This is a genomic window from Rhodospirillum sp. A1_3_36 (genome assembly GCF_047263945.1).
Taxonomy (GTDB): domain Bacteria; phylum Pseudomonadota; class Alphaproteobacteria; order Rhodospirillales; family Rhodospirillaceae; genus Rhodospirillum.
Map to the genome: position 1 here is coordinate 289,496 of NZ_JBLAVB010000006.1, position 17,207 is coordinate 306,702.

At 62.5% G+C, this 17,207-nt stretch carries 12 protein-coding genes; 7 read left to right on the forward strand and 5 right to left on the reverse strand.

The window, feature by feature from the left end:
- From fdhF to ACLIRY_RS15155, 4 genes are all read right to left on the reverse strand, one after another.
- A complete protein-coding gene (gene fdhF / locus ACLIRY_RS15140; protein ID WP_413206250.1) occupies positions 1-2,835 on the reverse strand; it encodes a formate dehydrogenase subunit alpha in 2,835 nt (944 codons plus the stop codon).
- Entirely contained in the window at positions 2,832-4,421 is a 1,590-nt protein-coding gene (locus ACLIRY_RS15145) for a formate dehydrogenase beta subunit (RefSeq protein WP_413206251.1), read from the reverse strand. Before ACLIRY_RS15145 ends, fdhF begins: the two co-directional genes overlap by 4 nt.
- Complete coding sequence (locus tag ACLIRY_RS15150; protein ID WP_413206252.1) at positions 4,418-4,903, reverse strand: formate dehydrogenase subunit gamma; 486 nt, start codon at positions 4,901-4,903, stop codon at positions 4,418-4,420. Before ACLIRY_RS15150 ends, ACLIRY_RS15145 begins: the two co-directional genes overlap by 4 nt.
- Before the next feature lie 142 nt (positions 4,904-5,045).
- The gene (locus ACLIRY_RS15155; protein ID WP_413206253.1) at positions 5,046-5,981 is read right to left on the reverse strand and encodes a LysR family transcriptional regulator; all 936 of its coding nucleotides are present in this window, start codon (positions 5,979-5,981) and stop codon (positions 5,046-5,048) included.
- Positions 5,982-6,218: 237 nt separating this feature from the next.
- Here ACLIRY_RS15155 and gpmI point away from each other — a divergent pair, with 237 nt between their 5' ends.
- From gpmI to ACLIRY_RS15190, 7 genes are all read left to right on the forward strand, one after another.
- A complete protein-coding gene (gene gpmI, locus ACLIRY_RS15160) occupies positions 6,219-7,823 on the forward strand; it encodes a 2,3-bisphosphoglycerate-independent phosphoglycerate mutase (RefSeq protein ID WP_413206254.1) in 1,605 nt (534 codons plus the stop codon).
- Positions 7,810-9,300 (forward strand): murein hydrolase activator EnvC family protein, encoded by a 1,491-nt coding sequence (locus tag ACLIRY_RS15165; protein ID WP_413206255.1) that lies wholly within the window; start codon positions 7,810-7,812, stop codon positions 9,298-9,300. Before gpmI ends, ACLIRY_RS15165 begins: the two co-directional genes overlap by 14 nt.
- Positions 9,297-10,628, forward strand: coding sequence for a S41 family peptidase (locus ACLIRY_RS15170; protein ID WP_413206256.1), 1,332 nt, complete (start codon positions 9,297-9,299; stop codon positions 10,626-10,628). The genes ACLIRY_RS15165 and ACLIRY_RS15170 overlap by 4 nt, the downstream gene beginning before the upstream one ends.
- 33 nt (positions 10,629-10,661) lie before the next feature.
- Positions 10,662-12,575, forward strand: a complete 1,914-nt coding sequence (locus ACLIRY_RS15175; RefSeq protein ID WP_413206257.1) for a divergent polysaccharide deacetylase family protein — start codon at positions 10,662-10,664, stop codon at positions 12,573-12,575.
- Positions 12,572-13,042: an RNA pyrophosphohydrolase gene (locus ACLIRY_RS15180; protein WP_413206258.1), complete on the forward strand. Its 471-nt coding sequence runs from the start codon at positions 12,572-12,574 to the stop codon at positions 13,040-13,042. The genes ACLIRY_RS15175 and ACLIRY_RS15180 overlap by 4 nt, the downstream gene beginning before the upstream one ends.
- A 491-nt stretch (positions 13,043-13,533) precedes the next feature.
- Entirely contained in the window at positions 13,534-14,493 is a 960-nt protein-coding gene (locus ACLIRY_RS15185; protein WP_413206259.1) for a hypothetical protein, read from the forward strand.
- Between the two features lie 169 nt (positions 14,494-14,662).
- Complete coding sequence (locus tag ACLIRY_RS15190; RefSeq protein ID WP_413206260.1) at positions 14,663-16,186, forward strand: acetyl-CoA hydrolase/transferase family protein; 1,524 nt, start codon at positions 14,663-14,665, stop codon at positions 16,184-16,186.
- Positions 16,187-16,495: 309 nt separating this feature from the next.
- On the opposite strand, the gene ACLIRY_RS15195 is transcribed toward ACLIRY_RS15190, so the two are convergent.
- Positions 16,496-16,996, reverse strand: coding sequence for a transposase (locus ACLIRY_RS15195; RefSeq protein WP_413206261.1), 501 nt, complete (start codon positions 16,994-16,996; stop codon positions 16,496-16,498).
- Positions 16,997-17,207: the final 211 nt, after the last annotated feature.

Here is a 17,207-nt window from a genome sequence, read left to right on the forward strand (position 1 = left end):
TTACTCTGCGGGCTCCTTCAGGTCTTCCAAGGTGCGAACCGGCGCCTGCTCCCGCGCCCAGTTGGCCAGGCTGTTGGATTTGGCCACCTGGACGGCGGTCACCTTGTATTCCGGACAGCTGGTTGCCCAATCCGAGTTGTCGGTGGTCACCACATTGGCCCCGGTCACTGGGTGGTGGAAGGTGGTGTACACCACGCCCTGGGGCATGCGTCCGGACACCTTGGCCCGAAGCGCCGTGGCACCCATCCGGCTGGCGAGCGATACCATGTCGCCATCGACGATGCCCCGGTTCTCCGCGTCGTGGGGATGGATCTCCAGAATATCCTCGGCATGCCAACTGGAGTTTTCCGTCCGCCGGGTCTGGGCGCCCACGTTGTACTGGGACAGAATCCGGCCAGTGGTGAGGATCAGCGGATAGTGGCGGCTGGTCCGTTCGGTCGTCGCGACGAATTCGGTCACCACAAACTGCCCCTTGCCGCGAACAAAGCCGCCCACATGCATGGTCCGGGTGCCATGGGGTGCGGCGTCGTTACAGGGCCATTGCAGGCTGCCCTCGGCATCCAGGCGGGCGAAGCTCACCCCCTTGAAGGTGGGGGTCAGGCGGGCGATTTCGTCCATGATCTCCGACGAGTGGGCATAGGCCATGGGATAGCCCATGGCCGTCGCCAGATCGCAGGCCACCTGCCATTCGTCCTTGCCGCTCTTGGGACGCATGGCCGGGCGCACCCGGTTGATCCGCCGCTCGGCGTTGGTGAAGGTCCCGTCCTTCTCCAGGAAAGAGGTGCCGGGCAGGAAGACATGGGCGAAAGCCGCCGTTTCGTTCAGGAAAAGGTCCTGGACGATCAGGCAATCCAGCGCCTTCAGGGCCGCCTGGACATGTTGTGTATTGGGATCGGACTGGGCGATGTCCTCGCCTTGAACGAACATACCGCGATAGGTCCCACCGATGGCGGAGTCGAACATGTTGGGAATACGCAACCCCGGCTCGGGCAACAGCTTGGCGCCCCAATCGGCCTCGAACAGCCCCCGGGCCGCGTCGTCGGAAACGGACCGGTAGCCGCTGAGTTCATGGGGGAAGGAGCCCATGTCACAGGACCCCTGGACATTGTTCTGACCGCGCAGGGGGTTTACCCCGGCACCTTCCTTGCCCACGTTGCCCGTGGCCATGGCGAGGTTCGCCATGCCCATCACCATGGTGGACCCCTGGCTGTGCTCGGTCACGCCCAGGCCGTAATAAATCGCTCCATTCCCCGCCGTGGCGTAGAGCCGGGCAGCCGCCCGAACGTCACCCGCAGGCACGCCGGTGACGGCTTCCAAAGCCTCCGGAGAATTCCGCTCCTCGCGGATGAAGGCTTCCCAGGCGGCGAAGGCCTCCGGATCGCAGCGGTCCTCGATATAGGCACGGTCTTCCAGACCCTCGCTCAGCACCACATGGGCCAGGGCGTTGACCAGGGCCACGTTGGTGCCCGGCCGAAGCTGCAAATGGTATTCGGCGCGGATATGGGGGCTCTTGACCAGATCCACCCGACGGGGGTCGGCAACGATCAGCCGCGCGCCCGCCCGCAACCGCTTTTTCATGCGGGAGCCGAAGACCGGATGGGCATCGGTGGGATTGGCACCGATCAGCAGGATCACATCGGCGGATTCAACGCTCTTGAAGTCCTGGGTCCCCGCCGAGGTGCCGAAGGTTTCCTTCAGGCCATAGCCCGTCGGGCTGTGGCAGACCCGGGCGCAGGTATCGACGTTGTTGGACCCAAAGGCCGCGCGGATCATCTTCTGCACCACGAAGACTTCCTCGTTGGTGCACCGAGAGGAGGTGATCCCCCCAAGAGCCAGGGGGCCATGCTCGGCCTTGATGGCATTCAGGCGCTCCGCCGCGAAGAAGATGGCTTCCTCCCAGGAGACTTCCCGCCAGGGGTCGGTGATCTTGTCGCGGACCATCGGGCTGGTGATGCGGTCCTTATGGGTCGCGTAGCCCCAGGCAAAGCGACCCTTCACGCAGGAATGGCCCTCGTTGGCGCCGCCCTCCTTGGACGGTGTCATGCGCACCACGGTCTCACCCTGCATTTCCGCATCGAAGGAGCACCCCACACCGCAATAGGCACAGGTGGTCTTCACCACATGCTCGGGCTGGCCCTGCTCGATGACGCTTTTTTCCATCAACGTGGCGGTGGGGCAGGCCTGGACACAGGCGCCGCAGGAGACGCAATCGCTGTCCATGAAATTGCTTCCGGCGCCCGGAGCGACCTTGGACTCAAAACCCCGACCCTCGATGGTCAAGGCGAAGGTCCCCTGGGTTTCCTCGCAGGCCCGGACGCAACGGGAACAGACAATACATTTGCTGGCGTCGAAGGAGAAATAGGGGTTGCTGGCATCCGTCGGGGCCTCCAGATGGTTCTCCCCCTCGTAGCCATAGCGCACCTTACGCAAGCCCACGGCCCCGGCCATATCCTGCAACTCGCAATCGCCGTTGGCCGAGCAGGTCAGGCAGTCCAACGGATGGTCGGAGATATACAGTTCCATCACTCCCCGGCGCAGATCGCCGAGACGCTTGTTCTGGGTGATGACCTCCATGCCCTCGGCCACCGGTGTGGTGCAGGAGGCAGGCGTTCCCCGGCGGCCCGAGACCTCCACCAGACAGAGGCGGCAGGAGCCGAAGGACTTCAGACTGTCGGTCGCGCAGAGTTTGGGAATGGAGATCCCCGCCTCGGCGGCGGCGCGCAGGATCGAGGTGCCCTCGGGCACGGTCACGGCGCGACCGTCGATCATCAGGGAAACGGGGGCGCCGCTCTCCACGGCCGGGGTTCCGTAGTCGGTGTCCTTGAGCCGGGTCATTCCGCAGCCTCCGTGGTTAGGGCCGAGGGACCGAAGTCCTCGGGGAAATGCTTCAGGGCGCTGCGCACGGGCATGGGGGTCAACCCGCCCATGGCGCAAAGGGAGCCGTCGGCCAACACCGTGCACAGGTCCTCCAACAGGACCAGATTGGCAGCGGGTTCGATCCCGGCGCGGATCCGGTCGATGACCTCGACACCTCGCTGGGAACCGACCCGACAGGGGGTGCATTTGCCGCAGCTTTCCGCCGCACAGAACTCCATGGCGAAACGAGCTTGGGCGGCCATATCCACGGTGTCATCGAACACCACGATGCCGCCATGGCCGACCATCGCCTCCTGGGCGGCGAAGGCTTCGTAGTCCTTGGGCGTATCGAACAGACTGGCGGGCAGGTATGCGCCCAGGGGGCCCCCGCTTTGGACCGCGCGCACCGGACGACCCGAGGCCGTTCCCCCACCAAAGTCATAGAGCAGCTCGTGCAGGGTGATGCCAAAGGCCTTCTCGACGATTCCGCCATGGCGGATATTCCCTGCCAACTGGAAGGGCTGGGTTCCCCGGGAGCGCCCCACGCCAAAGTCCCGATAATAGGCCGCACCCTTGGACAGGATCACCGGCACAGAACAGAGGGACAGAACATTGTTCACCACCGTCGGCTTACCAAAGAGCCCCTCGAGAGCCGGCAGGGGCGGCTTGGCACGGACCTGCCCCCGGCGACCTTCCAGGCTTTCCAGCATGGAGGTTTCCTCACCGCAGATATAGGCCCCGGCGCCCATGCGGATCTCCAGGTGGAAATCCCGCTTCGAGCCGTGAATCCCCTTGCCCAGCCAGCCCTCGGCCTCGGCCAGACGGACGGCCTCGCGCATGGTTTCCACCGCATGGGGATATTCGGAACGGATGTAAACATAGCCCTCCGTCGCCTCGACGGCCAGGGCGGCAATGGTCATGCCCTCGATCAGGCGGAAGGGATCGCCTTCCATGATCATGCGGTCGGCGAAGGTTCCACTGTCGCCTTCATCGGCGTTGCAGCAGATAAACTTGAGGGGTCCCTGGGCCTCCAGCACCGTCTTCCATTTGATGCCCGTGGGGAATCCGGCCCCACCCCGGCCCCGCAGACCACTGTCCGTCACCTCGGCGCAAATGGCGGCGGGGTCCATGGACAGCGCCCGCTCCAACCCGACGAAACCGCCATGGGACTGGTAGTCGGCCACGGAAAGCGGATCGATGATCCCGCAATTCTGAAAGGTCAGCCGTTCCTGACGCTTGAGATAGGGGATCTCCTCGGTCAGGCCATGGGCCAGGGCGTGGTCCTTGCCCTCCAGGAATCCGGCCTCGAACAAACCGGCCACATCGCCCTTGGTCACCGGACCATAGGCCACCCGACCCTCGGGCAGGGCCACTTCCACCAGGGTTTCCAGCCAGAGCAGGCCTCGGGACCCATTGCGGACGATCTTCACGGCATGGCCCCGGCGGTCGGCTTCCCCCGCGATTTCCCGGGCCACGGCATCGGCCCCCATGGACAGGGCAGCGGCGTCCCGGGGGACATAGACGGTCACGGCGTCCCGGAGGGTGCTTTCAGATTGGGGGCTCATGCGACCGCTCCCTCGCGATAATCGGCCAGCAGGGAATCCAGACGGTCCGGGCTGACCCGGCCATACAGGTCTTCGTCGATCAGAACGGCGGGGGAGAGGGCACAATTGCCCAGACAGAACACGGTTTCCAGCGTGAAAACCCCATCCGCAGAGGTCTCACCCCGGTCAACGGACAGATGGGCCTTGGCATGGGCCAGCAGGGCCTCGGCTCCCATGGACTGGCAGGCCTCGGCCCGGCAGACTTTCAGCACATGATGGCCCGGGCGTGTCGTCCGAAAATCCTCGTAGAAGCTGACCACCCCGTGAACCTCGGCCTGGGACAGGTTCAGCGCATCGGCCAGCAGGGGAATAGCCGGGTCATCAATGCAGCCGAATTCCTCCTGAAGCCCATGCAGCATGGGCAGCAGGGCACCGCGCATGTCCTGGAACTCGGATAAAATGGATCGGGCGCGGTCTTCGGACCACGGAGCGCGATCAGCCATGTTTCCTCCCCTTTAAAATACGGCAACCCTTTGCCTGGGCTTGGTTCAGATTGGGATGAAAGTCACGCAATGTTCAAATTTTAATTTTCCATGCGGCGATAGCAAAAAGCTATCAAAGCCCCAAGAAGCGATAGCAATCTCCTTACGTCCCTCCGGACATGGCCCGCGCCCGTTCCGTCTCCTCGCCAATGGTCGTGGCCAAATCGAGGGTGGACATCATTTCGAGCAGCGCCGTCACCAAGGGCGTGGGCGGATCCCGGTCGACATAAACCAAACCCACGGTATAGGTGGTCACGGGGGATTCCAGGGGCAGCGCGACCAGGTCTGGATCGGCGCGAACGACGGTCAGCAACTGACCGGGAACCACGCTGGACCAATGCCCCCGACGGACCAGAGTGAACAGGTTCATCAGGGAATTGGTTTCCACCTCCGGCGTGACGCAGACTCCGGCCCGCTCGAAGGCGGATTCGGCAATACGGCGGTTTTGCATATCCGGGGTGAGCAGGCAAAGGGGCAGCTCCGCGGCCTCTCTCCAGCCAACACCGGTCCGTCCTTCCAGGGGACCGGTCCGCCGGGTGAGCAGGAAGTAGCGTTCTATATAGAGAGGGCGGGAGCGCACACCCAAGAGGGGCTCGTTGTCGACATAAGTGATCCCCATGTCCAACTCGAAGGCGGACAGGCCCCGCTGGATCTCGCGCGAGCTCATGGACCGCAAGGACACCCGCAGCTTGGGGTGTCGTTCGGCAAAGGGGGCCAGGATATGAGCAACCGCAGGCAGGGCGGTGGGAATAACCCCCAGCTTGGCCGTCCCCCCCAGTCCCAGATTTCCCTGGCGCAGGGATTGGATGAGGGCGTCCTGCTCACTCAACACATGGCGGGCATGCTCCAGAACCTTCTGCCCCTCCTGCGTAAACCCCTGAAAGGTCCGGCCCCGCTCCACAATGGGAACGTTCAGGTCTTCCTCTAACTGTCGGATGGCGTTGGACAGGGTCGGTTGGGACACATTGCAGGCCTGCGCGGCCCGGCCAAAATGCCGCTCCCGGGCCAAAGCCAGCAGATAAGCGTATTTCCGCATCATCTCCGTCGGTCCTTTCCTCGACCCATCCTTTCCTCAACCCATCCGATGTGAACGCCCCGCTCCGTTTTCCGGACCTTAAGGCATTCGTAACATCAACCGATTACCCTGCATGCCGCAACCCTCTCGCCCGCAACCCTCTTGCTCGCCGGGTGGTTCCGGTTTTGACTTGATCCCCGTGGACTTTATATACAGGGGGAAGACGGATAGACGGAACGGTCCCCGAGCGAGGAAACCCAGATGACCCATCACGCTGCCTCCACCCCGAAACAGCCCCGCCCGGCGGTTCACCGCCCGGTGCTTCTTTGCATCCTGGATGGCTGGGGACATCGGGACGACCCCACAGACAATGCCATCGCCCAGGCTGACACCCCGAACTGGGATCGCCTGATGGCCAGTTGCCCGCACACTTTGATTGAGACCAGCGGCCATGACGTCGGCCTTCCCGATGGGCAGATGGGCAATTCGGAAGTGGGCCATATGAACCTGGGCGCGGGCCGGGTGGTCATGCAGGACCTGCCGCGCATTGATGCGGCGGTGGCCGATGGCTCCATCAAAACCATGCCCGGCTTGACCGCCTTCATCGACGCCCTGACGCAGAGTGGCGGGACGGCCCATGTGATGGGTCTGCTCTCTCCGGGTGGCGTGCATAGCCATCAGAACCACATGGCCTGCGTCGCCAAGGCCATCGCCGAGGCCGGCGTCCCCACCAAGGTTCACGCCTTCCTGGATGGTCGCGACACCCCGCCGCGCTCGGCCCTGGGTTTCCTCGACAGCTTCATGGAAGACGCCGGACCGGACGCCCCCATCGCCACCGTTTCAGGCCGCTACTATGCCATGGACCGGGACAAGCGCTGGGACCGGGTCCAGCTCGCCCATGACGCCATGGCCCTGGGCAAGGGGGAAAGCGCAGCGGACCCCAAAACCGCCGTCAGCCAGTTCTATGAGACCAAGGACAAGGGAGACGAATTCGTCCTGCCTACGGTTATCGGCGATTATGCGGGCATGGCCGAAGGGGATGGGATCTTCTTCATCAACTTCCGCGCCGACCGTGCCCGCGAGATCAGTCAGGCCCTGCTGGACCCCACTTTCGATGGCTTTGCGCGAACCGCACCGAAGATGGCTGCGGCGCTGGCCATGACCGAATATTCCAAGGCGCACAATGCCTTTATGAAGGTGCTGTTCGCCCCCGAAACCCTGACCAACATCCTGGGCGAAGTGGTCTCCAAGGCGGGCCTGAAGCAACTGCGCATCGCCGAGACGGAGAAATATGCCCACGTCACTTTCTTCTTTAACGGTGGCGAGGAAACCCAGTTCGAGGGGGAGGAGCGGATCCTCGTTCCCAGTCCCAAGGTCGCCACCTATGACCTACAGCCGGAAATGAGCGCGCCGGAGGTCACCGATAAGCTGGTCGGAGCCATCGAATCCGGCAGCTTTGACGTGATCATCGCCAACTTCGCCAATGGCGACATGGTGGGCCATACGGGCATGCTGGAGGCCGCCATGAAAGCGGCTGCCACCATCGACACCAGCTTGGGCCGCTTGGAAAAGGCCATCGCCGCCGCCGGTGGAGTGATGCTGGTCACGGCGGATCATGGCAATGCGGAACTGATGCGCGACCCGGTAACCGGAGAGCCCCACACCGCCCATACGGTGGGCAAGGTCGATCTGCTGCTGGTCAACGGAGCGGAGGGTGCGACCCTCAGCGAAGGACGGTTGGCCGACATTTCCCCCACCATCCTTGCCCTCATGGGCCTGGGACAACCTGCGGAAATGACCGGGCGGTGCCTGATCTCGCAGCCTGTGGCCGCCTCAGGCAGTCAGGCATCCGGTGCGCAGGGTTAAACGCCCGGCCCTCCCCTCTCGGGCCGCCCTGACCCTGGGCGCGGTAGCGGCGCTGCTCTGCGCGTCGACTGCCCCCCAGTCCTGGGCGGCGGGGGATCCCTCCCCCAAGGACTTGAAAGCCGTGGAACGCGCCCTGCAACGGGAGCGCGAAGAACGGGAGCGGCTGGATGCACAGGCAAAAACCACCGAACAAGAACTCTCCGATCTCAGCGAGCAATTGGTTGCCGCAGCGAAGCGAGTCCAGGATCACGAGGAAACCCTGTCCAATCTGGAAGACCAACTCGGCGGCCTGCGCAAACGGGACACGGCCCTGCGCGACGCCTTGGCGCGACGGGACGATCAGGTGGTCCGCGTGCTGACCGCGATCCAGCGCCTCGCCTGGCGGCCCACGGAAGCCCTTCTCGTGCAACCCGTTTCCCCCGCCGATACGGTGCGTGGGGCGATCCTCCTGCGCTCGGCCATTCCGCAGATCGAGGAAAACGCCCGCGAGATCGTCTCCCAGATCAAAACCCTGCGTGATCTGGACACGGCCATGCGCGCCCAACGCGCCCAGATCCGGGCCACCAATGATTCCCTCCGGGCCGAACATGCCCAATTGCGCGATCTGGTCGAAGAAAAGCGCAGCATGGTCCGTGACCTGCGCGCCCAAGGCGAAGCCGCAACCGCCCGTATGGAAAAGCTGACCAGGGATGCCAAGGACCTCCGCGACTTGATGGCCCGCCTGGAAGAGGAAAAACTGAAACGGGAAACGGAGGAGCGTCAGCGCCTGCAACAACGGGAGGCCGAACGCCTCGCAGCTCTGGCCATCCGACCCAAACCCGAGGAACCGGAAGAGACGGCTCTCCCGAACGAGCCGCCACTGCGCATTCCCCCCGCCAGCCCCCCCAACCGACCAAACGGGAGCGAGACCGCATCCGTGGCAGCCTCCCCCAATGCCCCCTCCCCACCTCCAGCGGATCAGACGGCGGCCACCGGTCGGCCCGCTCCATCCAATCGTCCGGTGGAGAACATGGCCGAAACCGCCTCCCGCCCGCCAGATGTCCAATTGTCCGCAGCCGCCTTCGAAGGCGCGCGGGGGGCCATGCCCTTCCCGGCCCGGGGACGGCTGTCGGCACGCTATGGGGAAAGGACGGATTTGGGCGACACCCTGAAGGGGATGCGCATCCAGACACGCGCCGGCGGACAGGTTGTCAGCCCCCACAATGGGGTGGTTGTCTTCGCTGGACCGTTTCGAGGATATGGGAATCTCTTGATCATCGATCACGGCGGAGGATACCATACGTTACTCGCGGGTCTTGGCCGAATAGACGCCATTGTCGGCCAAAGGCTCGCGGCGGGTGAACCTGTCGGGTTGATGCCTCCCATGGGAAGCAAAAACGACGATTCGCCATCTCTTTATGTGGAATTGCGCCGCGACGGGCAGCCCATCAATCCACTCCCCTGGCTCACGGCAAGCAAAGGCAACGCGAGCGGATGACCTCCTGGAAAACTTGGATTTCGGCCGGTGCCATTGCGGTCACGGCCTTCACCTTTGGAACCCTTTATGACGATGGTGCGGCGAAAGCCGCGAAGGGCGAGGATACCTACCAACTCCTCGACCTGTTCGCCGACGTCTTCGAGCGGGTCAAACGCGACTACGTGGAAGAAGTCAGTGACGAGGCTCTGGTAGAAGCGGCCATCAATGGCATGCTGACCTCCCTCGACCCCCATTCCAGCTACATGAACCCCAAAAGTTTCGAGGACATGCAGGTCCAGACCCGTGGCGAATTCGGCGGTCTGGGCATCGAGGTGTCGATGGAAGACGGCTTCGTCAAGGTCGTTTCTCCCATCGACGGCACTCCGGCCGCAGAAGCGGGCCTGCAACCCGGTGACTTCATCACCACCCTGGACGGGGAACCGGTTCTCGGGCTGACCCTGAACGAAGCCGTCGAGAAAATGCGCGGCCCCGTGAACACCGACATCACCCTGGGTATTCGCCGGGAGGGCAAGGAGCCCTTCGACGTCACCCTGACCCGTGATGTGATCAAAATCCGCTCCGTTCGCTCGCGCACGGAAGGGGACGTGGGGTATGTCCGCATTACCACCTTCTCCGAACAGACCGAAGATGGCCTGCGCGACGCCATGAAGAAGATCCACGACAAGTTGGGCGACAAGTTGAAGGGCTATGTCCTGGATTTGCGAAACAACCCGGGCGGTCTGCTCGACCAGGCCATCGCCGTGTCCGATGTTTTCCTGGACAAGGGTGAAATCGTCTCCACCCGCTCGCGTGACAGCAAGGACACCCAGCGCTACGCCGCCCGCCCCGGAGATCTGGCCGAAGGCCTGCCCCTGGTGGTGCTGATCAATGGCGGTTCGGCCTCGGCCAGCGAGATCGTCGCCGGTGCCCTGCAGGACCACCGCCGGGCGTTGCTCGTCGGCACCAAATCCTTTGGCAAAGGATCCGTGCAGACCATCATGCCCCTGCCCGGCCATGGCGCCATCCGCCTGACCACGGCCCGCTATTACACGCCCTCGGGCCGCTCGATCCAGGCCAAGGGGATTGAACCCGACATCCTCGTGGAACCGGCTCGGATCGAGACCATCGACCGACCCACGGGTATGCGCAGCGAAGCCGACCTGCGGAATGCTCTGGTCAATACGGACAAGTCCTCAAAAGACGCGTCTCCGGACAAGTCGAAGGAAGAGGGATCCAAGGCGGAAGAGGACGACAAAACCTCGACGGCCCGGGACGACTACCAATTATCCCGTGCCCTTGATCTCATTCGCGGCTTGGCCCTTTACCGGTCCAAGGACGTACACGAGTAGGAGCTTGCGGGCTTCCCGCAAGACAGAGCAACCGTGAGCAAAGCCCCCTCCAAATCCAAGCGCGGCGCCAAGAAAAAGCCGCGCGAGGACATCCAGGACCTCGATATCGACGACTTCGACGAGGACGATGGCGCCCCCCTTTTCGGTTCAAATACCGGAGAGGGGGACGACTTCATTGATGACTTGGCTGATGGTGACATCGGGGACGACCTGGGCAACCCTATGGGTCATGATGACTTTGATATGGATGCCTTGGACAGATTGGACTCCAATGCCCAGAAGAAGGGTGGCGGTCCTCTGGGAAAGTTAAAGGGACTGTTCAAAGGGAAGAGCGACCGCTTTGATGACGATGATCCCCATTACCGGGATCGTGACGACGATGACGAAGGGCGGGGACGGATGATTCTCCACGGCCTCGCCGTTCTGCTACTCGGCGGCGCCCTGATCGGCGGCTACATGGCTGTGTCTGGGTCGGGAGAGGAAAGCAAGGACGCCGTTGGCTCCGTGAACACTCACCATCCCTTGCCGTCAACTCCCGCCGACGGTCTGATGACCCCACCGACCCAGCCCCCCACCTCGGGAGAGAGTGGTGGACCGGAGCAGGTAACCACAGATCGCTCCCTTGAGCGACGCCCCTGGCTGAACGACGGCACAGCACCCCCATCCCAGAACCCTGCCCCCCCTGCGGCACAAACGACAGCTCCCGCTCCCCAGGCTATGGCCGCCGCCGAACCGGTCCCCGCACAGCCGGACGCGACAGCCCCACCTGCAGCTGTTTCAGCCGAGACCGCCCCACAAGCGGTCACCCCCACATCGATGTCGGATTCCAGCCCTGAGCCCGCAGCACCGACCCAGGCTCCTGCTCCTGGGGACATCAGAGGGAATTCTGAAGCCGCTCCCGTGGCAACATCGCCGAACCAACCGGCGATGACATCGCCCAGCCAACAACCAAGCAAAGGCAATCCAGTCGGTGGAACTGGAAACGGGACATCCGCTTTCCAGCGACCAGCGGGCCAGCTTCTTCCCACGCCATCGGCGCCCCCACCTCCCACCCCGCCCTTCCCCGTGGAGGACGGCTACCGCCCCGGCCGCATGCCCAGCTATGCTGATTTGCCTGCGGCGGGCAGCTTAGGCGGCACGCCCCTTCCGGATGCCCCTCTGACTGAGTTGTTGCGCACCTCGGAAAGCGGCCTCCTGCCCGTGATTGCCGAAGACGGTCGCATGCCATGGCGCACCTACGCCCGCCCCTTCACTGGAGACCCCACCCTCCCGCGGATCGCCATCATTGTTGACGGCCTGGGTTTGCGCAACGATGCGACCGAAGCGGCCATCGGCCAAACACCGCCCGATGTCACCCTGGCTTTCAGCCCCTATGCGGAAAACTTGGCCGTCTGGATGGGGCGGGCACGTCAGATGGGTCATGAGACCCTGCTGGACTTACCCGTGGAACCCCTGGGTTTCCCCGCCATGGACCCGGGTCCCCTGGCCCTTTTGTCCCCCATCGCCGAATTGGAAAACCGCAAACGCTTGGACTCCGTTTTGGGCCGCGCCGGGGGATACGTGGGTCTTCTGGCCACAGCCGCCGGTCGCTTCACAGACACCGCCGCGACCATGCGCCCCCTGCTCCAATCCTTGAAAGCCAGAGGGCTGCTTTACGTCCACCGGGGAGATGTGGCCGCAGTGAACGCCAATAACGACGTTGTGCCTCCGGTGAACCGGGTGACCGTAGAAATCGACCAGAACCCCTTCCAACGGGCCATCGACAGCCGTTTGACTTACCTGGAGGAAGAAGCCCGGGCCCAAGGCTTCGCGATCGGCGTCATCGGCACCTCGCCAGTCGCCCTCTACCGCCTGACCCGTTGGCTGAGCACCTTGCAAAGCAAGGGCTTCGCCCTGGCGCCCGTATCAGCCGTGATGTTGACCGGAGAAAGAGGACCAACCCAATGACCAGCGAGCTTCCCTACCGCCGAGGTGTGGGCATCATGCTCCTCAACCAAGCAGGCCAAGTCTTTGTCGGCCAGCGGATCGATACCCCCGACGCTTGGCAGATGCCCCAGGGAGGCATAGACCGGGGCGAGGACCCCGAAGACGCCGCTTTTCGGGAGTTGGAAGAGGAAATCGGCACAAACGCAGCGACCATACTGGGCGAAACCGAGGACTGGCTGCGCTACGATCTACCCCCCGATATCCAGAAAAAGGTCTGGAAGGGCAAGTACCGGGGACAGGAGCAGAAGTGGTACGCCATGCGTCTGGCTGGTCCGGACAGGCTGATCGACATCGAAACCGACCATCCCGAATTCGACGCCTGGAAGTGGGTCCCCCTGGACCAGTTGATCCCGTTGATCGTGCCCTTCAAGCGGGCACTTTATACCGATGTGATCGCCGCTCTAGGACCATACGTCAAATCAGCGTAGCTATATCCTTGCGCGCTTTTCACTAAGAAAACCTCCCCGAAGTGTGTTAGGCTGGTGGTTCGCCAATGCATGTCGCATGAAATGCGAATCACGTGCCATGCAATCAGCGTCCGACAGTGAAGCTAATCGTAGCGGCACTCTGCCCCAGATTGCTTTGGATTTGACATAAATTTTATCCGTAGAGTATTAAACGGAAAGCCGGTTCTCATTTTTCCGCTCGATACTCTCGTCTTCATGGAGCGAAACCCATCGAGCACGACAATCAACAGACAGAGAACGGCCGCACGACGCACCCTCCGGTTACGATAGAGAAACCGCGAGAGGACACGCGTCACTTTCCCTTCAAACCTCTATGGAAACGTCGTTCCCGGCCCTTGGGCTCAAAGAAAACGGAAGCCCCACCCTTATCAGATGAAGGGGACAACCAGGACCGGACCTTCACCCGCATGGCCGGTCACGGCACAACGGACTTCTAAACCGAGGGCATCGCCATGTTTTCCGAGCTTCCCAAACTGATTGGCCGGGCCTTTCTGATCGGACAAGTGCTTCCCGGGACTCTTTTGACCTTCGGGCTTTGGTCGGCTTTCGCTCCTGGCACCATTATTGACACCATCAAGCTGGCCAATGGTGTTTCGGGAACGGCGGCCGCCCTTGTTATTCTTTGGTTGGTGGCCATCGCGCTCTCGGCCATCAACCGCCCCCTGATCCGCCTTCTCCAGGGCTATCCCTTTCGCCCTCTGACTTGGGCCGCAAAACGTGCCTATGCGCGGGAGGCCGCCCCCTATTTCGCCGAAGCAGCCCGGCTGGAGGCAGCCCGACAAACGGACCCCACAGCCAAGCCGAAGCTCCCGGACTTGAACGGCGGGTTACAGCGGGCCGTCACCCATTACCCGGATGCTCCCCGGTTCCTGCTGCCCACCAGCCTTGGCAATATCATGCGCGCCTATGAGGTCTATCCGCGAATCCTCTACGGATTGGATTCCGTGCCAGCTTGGCCTCGTATTGTGGAGGTCTTACCCAAGGAAACCCTCTCACGCCTGGAGGAAAGCCGAGGCCTCCTCAATTTCGGAGCCAATCTGGTCTTCGCCTCCACCGTTGTGGTGCTCGCCACACTGCTGTCCCGGCTGATGAATCCTCCCCATCCCATCCACTCGAATCTGTTGAGCCTTGCCATCCTCTCCCATCCCCTGGGATGGGCCGTGGCCAGGAACGCAGCCCACACCTGGGGGGATCAGTGCCGGGCGGTCTTCGACCTCCATCGCGGAGATCTGGCCGAAGCATTGGGCCTGATACTCCCCTCCGATCCTGCACAGGAACGAATCATGTGGCGTGCCTTCAGCCGTATGACCCTCTACCGATTGCCCTCTGCGGCGGACGAACTGGCGCGCTTCCGCGCCCCACAAACCGCCGAAGCCCAGACGTACAAAACCAACGAAGACCACCTGCCATAAGCAGGTATGTGTTTTTTGCATAACTTACATATCAAGATGCGCATTTAAATCATGTCGAATTCTGGACTATGAGACAAGAGGGTCTGTCCGGCGAGAGGGGCGGACCCACCCCAGGGTTGAGGCCACCCCCGCCCACCTGGGCCAATCAAAAAATGTCCAGGAGGAACCCATGACCCTCATCCAATCCAGCCGTATCCAGAATGCCGCCCTGTCCGCCAAGGTAGTCACTGCGGAGGAGGCCATCGCCCATATCAGCCCCGGGGACACCCTGGGCCTTTCGGGCTTCACCGGTTCTGGCTATCCCAAGGCCGTGCCGCTGGCCCTGGCGGCCCATATGGAAGCCGAGCACGCCAAGGGATCGCCTTTCCGCGTCCAGGTGTGGACCGGCGCCTCCACGGGACCGGAACTCGATGGGGCCCTGTCCAAGGCCGATGGCATCGAATTCCGCCTGCCCTACAATTCCGACCCCATCGCCCGGGAGAAGATCAACAGCGGGCAGATGAACTACTTCGACATGCACCTCAGCCAGGTGGCCCCCATGGCTTGGCAAGGGTTCCTGGGAGAGCTGGACGTGGCCGTGGTCGAGGTTGCGGGCATCCGGCCCGATGGCTCACTGATCCCCTCCTCTTCCGTCGGCAACAACAAGACCTGGTTGGACCGGGCCAAGCGGGTGATTCTGGAGGTCAACTCCTGGCAGAACCAGGCCCTGGAAGGCATGCACGACATCTACTACGGCACGGCCCTGCCGCCTAACCGCAAGCCCATTCCCCTGATTCACCCCGATGACCGCATTGGCCAGTCCACCTTCCGCTGCGATCCCGACAAGATCGTCGCCATTGTCGAGACCGAAGCCCCAGACCGCAATTTGCCCTTCGCCAAGCCAGACGCCAATGCCAAGGCCATCGCCGCCCATCTGCTCGACTTCCTGGAACATGAAGTCCGCTTCGGTCGAATGCCCGCTTCGCTTCTGCCCCTTCAATCCGGCGTGGGCAATGTGGCCAATGCGGTTCTGTCCGGGCTGTTGGACAGCCGGTTCGAGGACCTGACCTCCTATACCGAAGTGATCCAGGATGGCATGATCGACCTGCTGGACGCGGGCAAGCTGCGCATGGCTTCGGCCACGGCCTTCTCCCTCAGCCCCGAGGCGGCAGCCCGGCTGAATAGCAATATGGCGCAGTATCGAGATCGGATGATTCTGCGTCCCCAGGAGATCAGCAACCATCCGGAGCTGATCCGACGCCTGGGTTGTATCGCCATGAATGGCCTGATCGAAGCCGATATCTATGGCAATGTAAACTCCACCCATGTGATGGGGTCGCGCATTCAGAACGGCATTGGCGGCTCCGGCGATTTCGCCCGCAACGCCTATGTCTCGATTTTCCTCACGCCCTCAACGGCCAAGGGTGGGGCCATCTCCGCCATCGTTCCCCAGGTCGCCCATGTGGACCACATCACCCAGGACGTTCAGGTGATCGTCACGGAACAGGGCTTGGCCGACCTGCGCGGTCTGGCCCCCCGCCAAAGGTCAAAGCTGATCATCGAGACCTGCGCCCATCCCGATTTCCGCCCGGCCCTGCGGGACTATCTGGCCCGTGCCGAGAAAGAAAGCTACGGTGGGCATGCCCCCGGCCTTCCCCGGGAGGCCCTGTCCTGGCACCAGCGCTTCATCGACACCGGGAGCATGCGGACCTAGAGTAGTCCGAAATCAAGATGAACCACGTCTTGGCCAGGGTATACGACAGCGTCTCGTCTTTTTTGGGCGATAGCCCAAACCCATTTGGGGGCAAATGCCCCCAAATCCCCCTTTTTCTTTTATAGATAAGAGCCCGGGGTCTGGGGCCTTTCGGCCAGTAACTGCCTGGGGTCTGGGGCCTTTCGGCCAGTAACTGCCTGGGGTCTGGGGCCTTTCGGCCCCAGTGGGGGACGGGGCAAAGCCCCGTGACGGGAAAACCCCCGGATGATGTGTACCTTGCGTCTTGGCCCAACTTGATCTCGAAGCACTCTAGCTTCGTGCACTGCGTTCAAGGAGGCCCTTGATCTCCTCAGACGGATTGCCTTCCAAAATGGCCCGAACCTGGAGCAGAATCGGGTCATCCGGAGCATCTCGCAACCGATCAACCACCGACCAAGCGGATTTGTAACTCATGGCCGTCTCCCGCTGGATCCGCGCGGCGAGTCCCCCTCGGGGGGCAGTTAAATACAGAACCATGGCCTGCAGCCATCGGGCGGTGGACAGATTCGACCGCTCCAGCAAAGTGCCCTGGCGGGCGGTGAACTGCTTGCGGCAACGGGCGCATTTGAAACGCAAACGAGCCACCTCGGCGTTGGCCATTCGATAAGACCGACGAAATTCGCAATGAACACAGGGACGACGGCCCGTCGGCCACCGCAAATGCTCCAGCAAGGTTTCCACCTCCATCGTATCAGCACGCTCCAGGAAGGTGCTAAGGCGTTCCTCACCCCGCTCCCCTGCTTTACCGCACCGATCAGCAAAACCATCCACGTGCATCTTTCCATCCCCGGCAAGACCATAATCCGAGTATGGTGTTGGATTTGATAATCATTCGCAATGACAAATTAAAATGAGACTTAATATTATTACCTTTAAAGACCCATGGATCTCGTTGGAATTGGATCCCGTTTCACTCTAGGGCCCGTTGACGTTTGTCAGACTGTCGAAACCGTCTTTTTTTGTCATTCCCGCATGCGCGCCA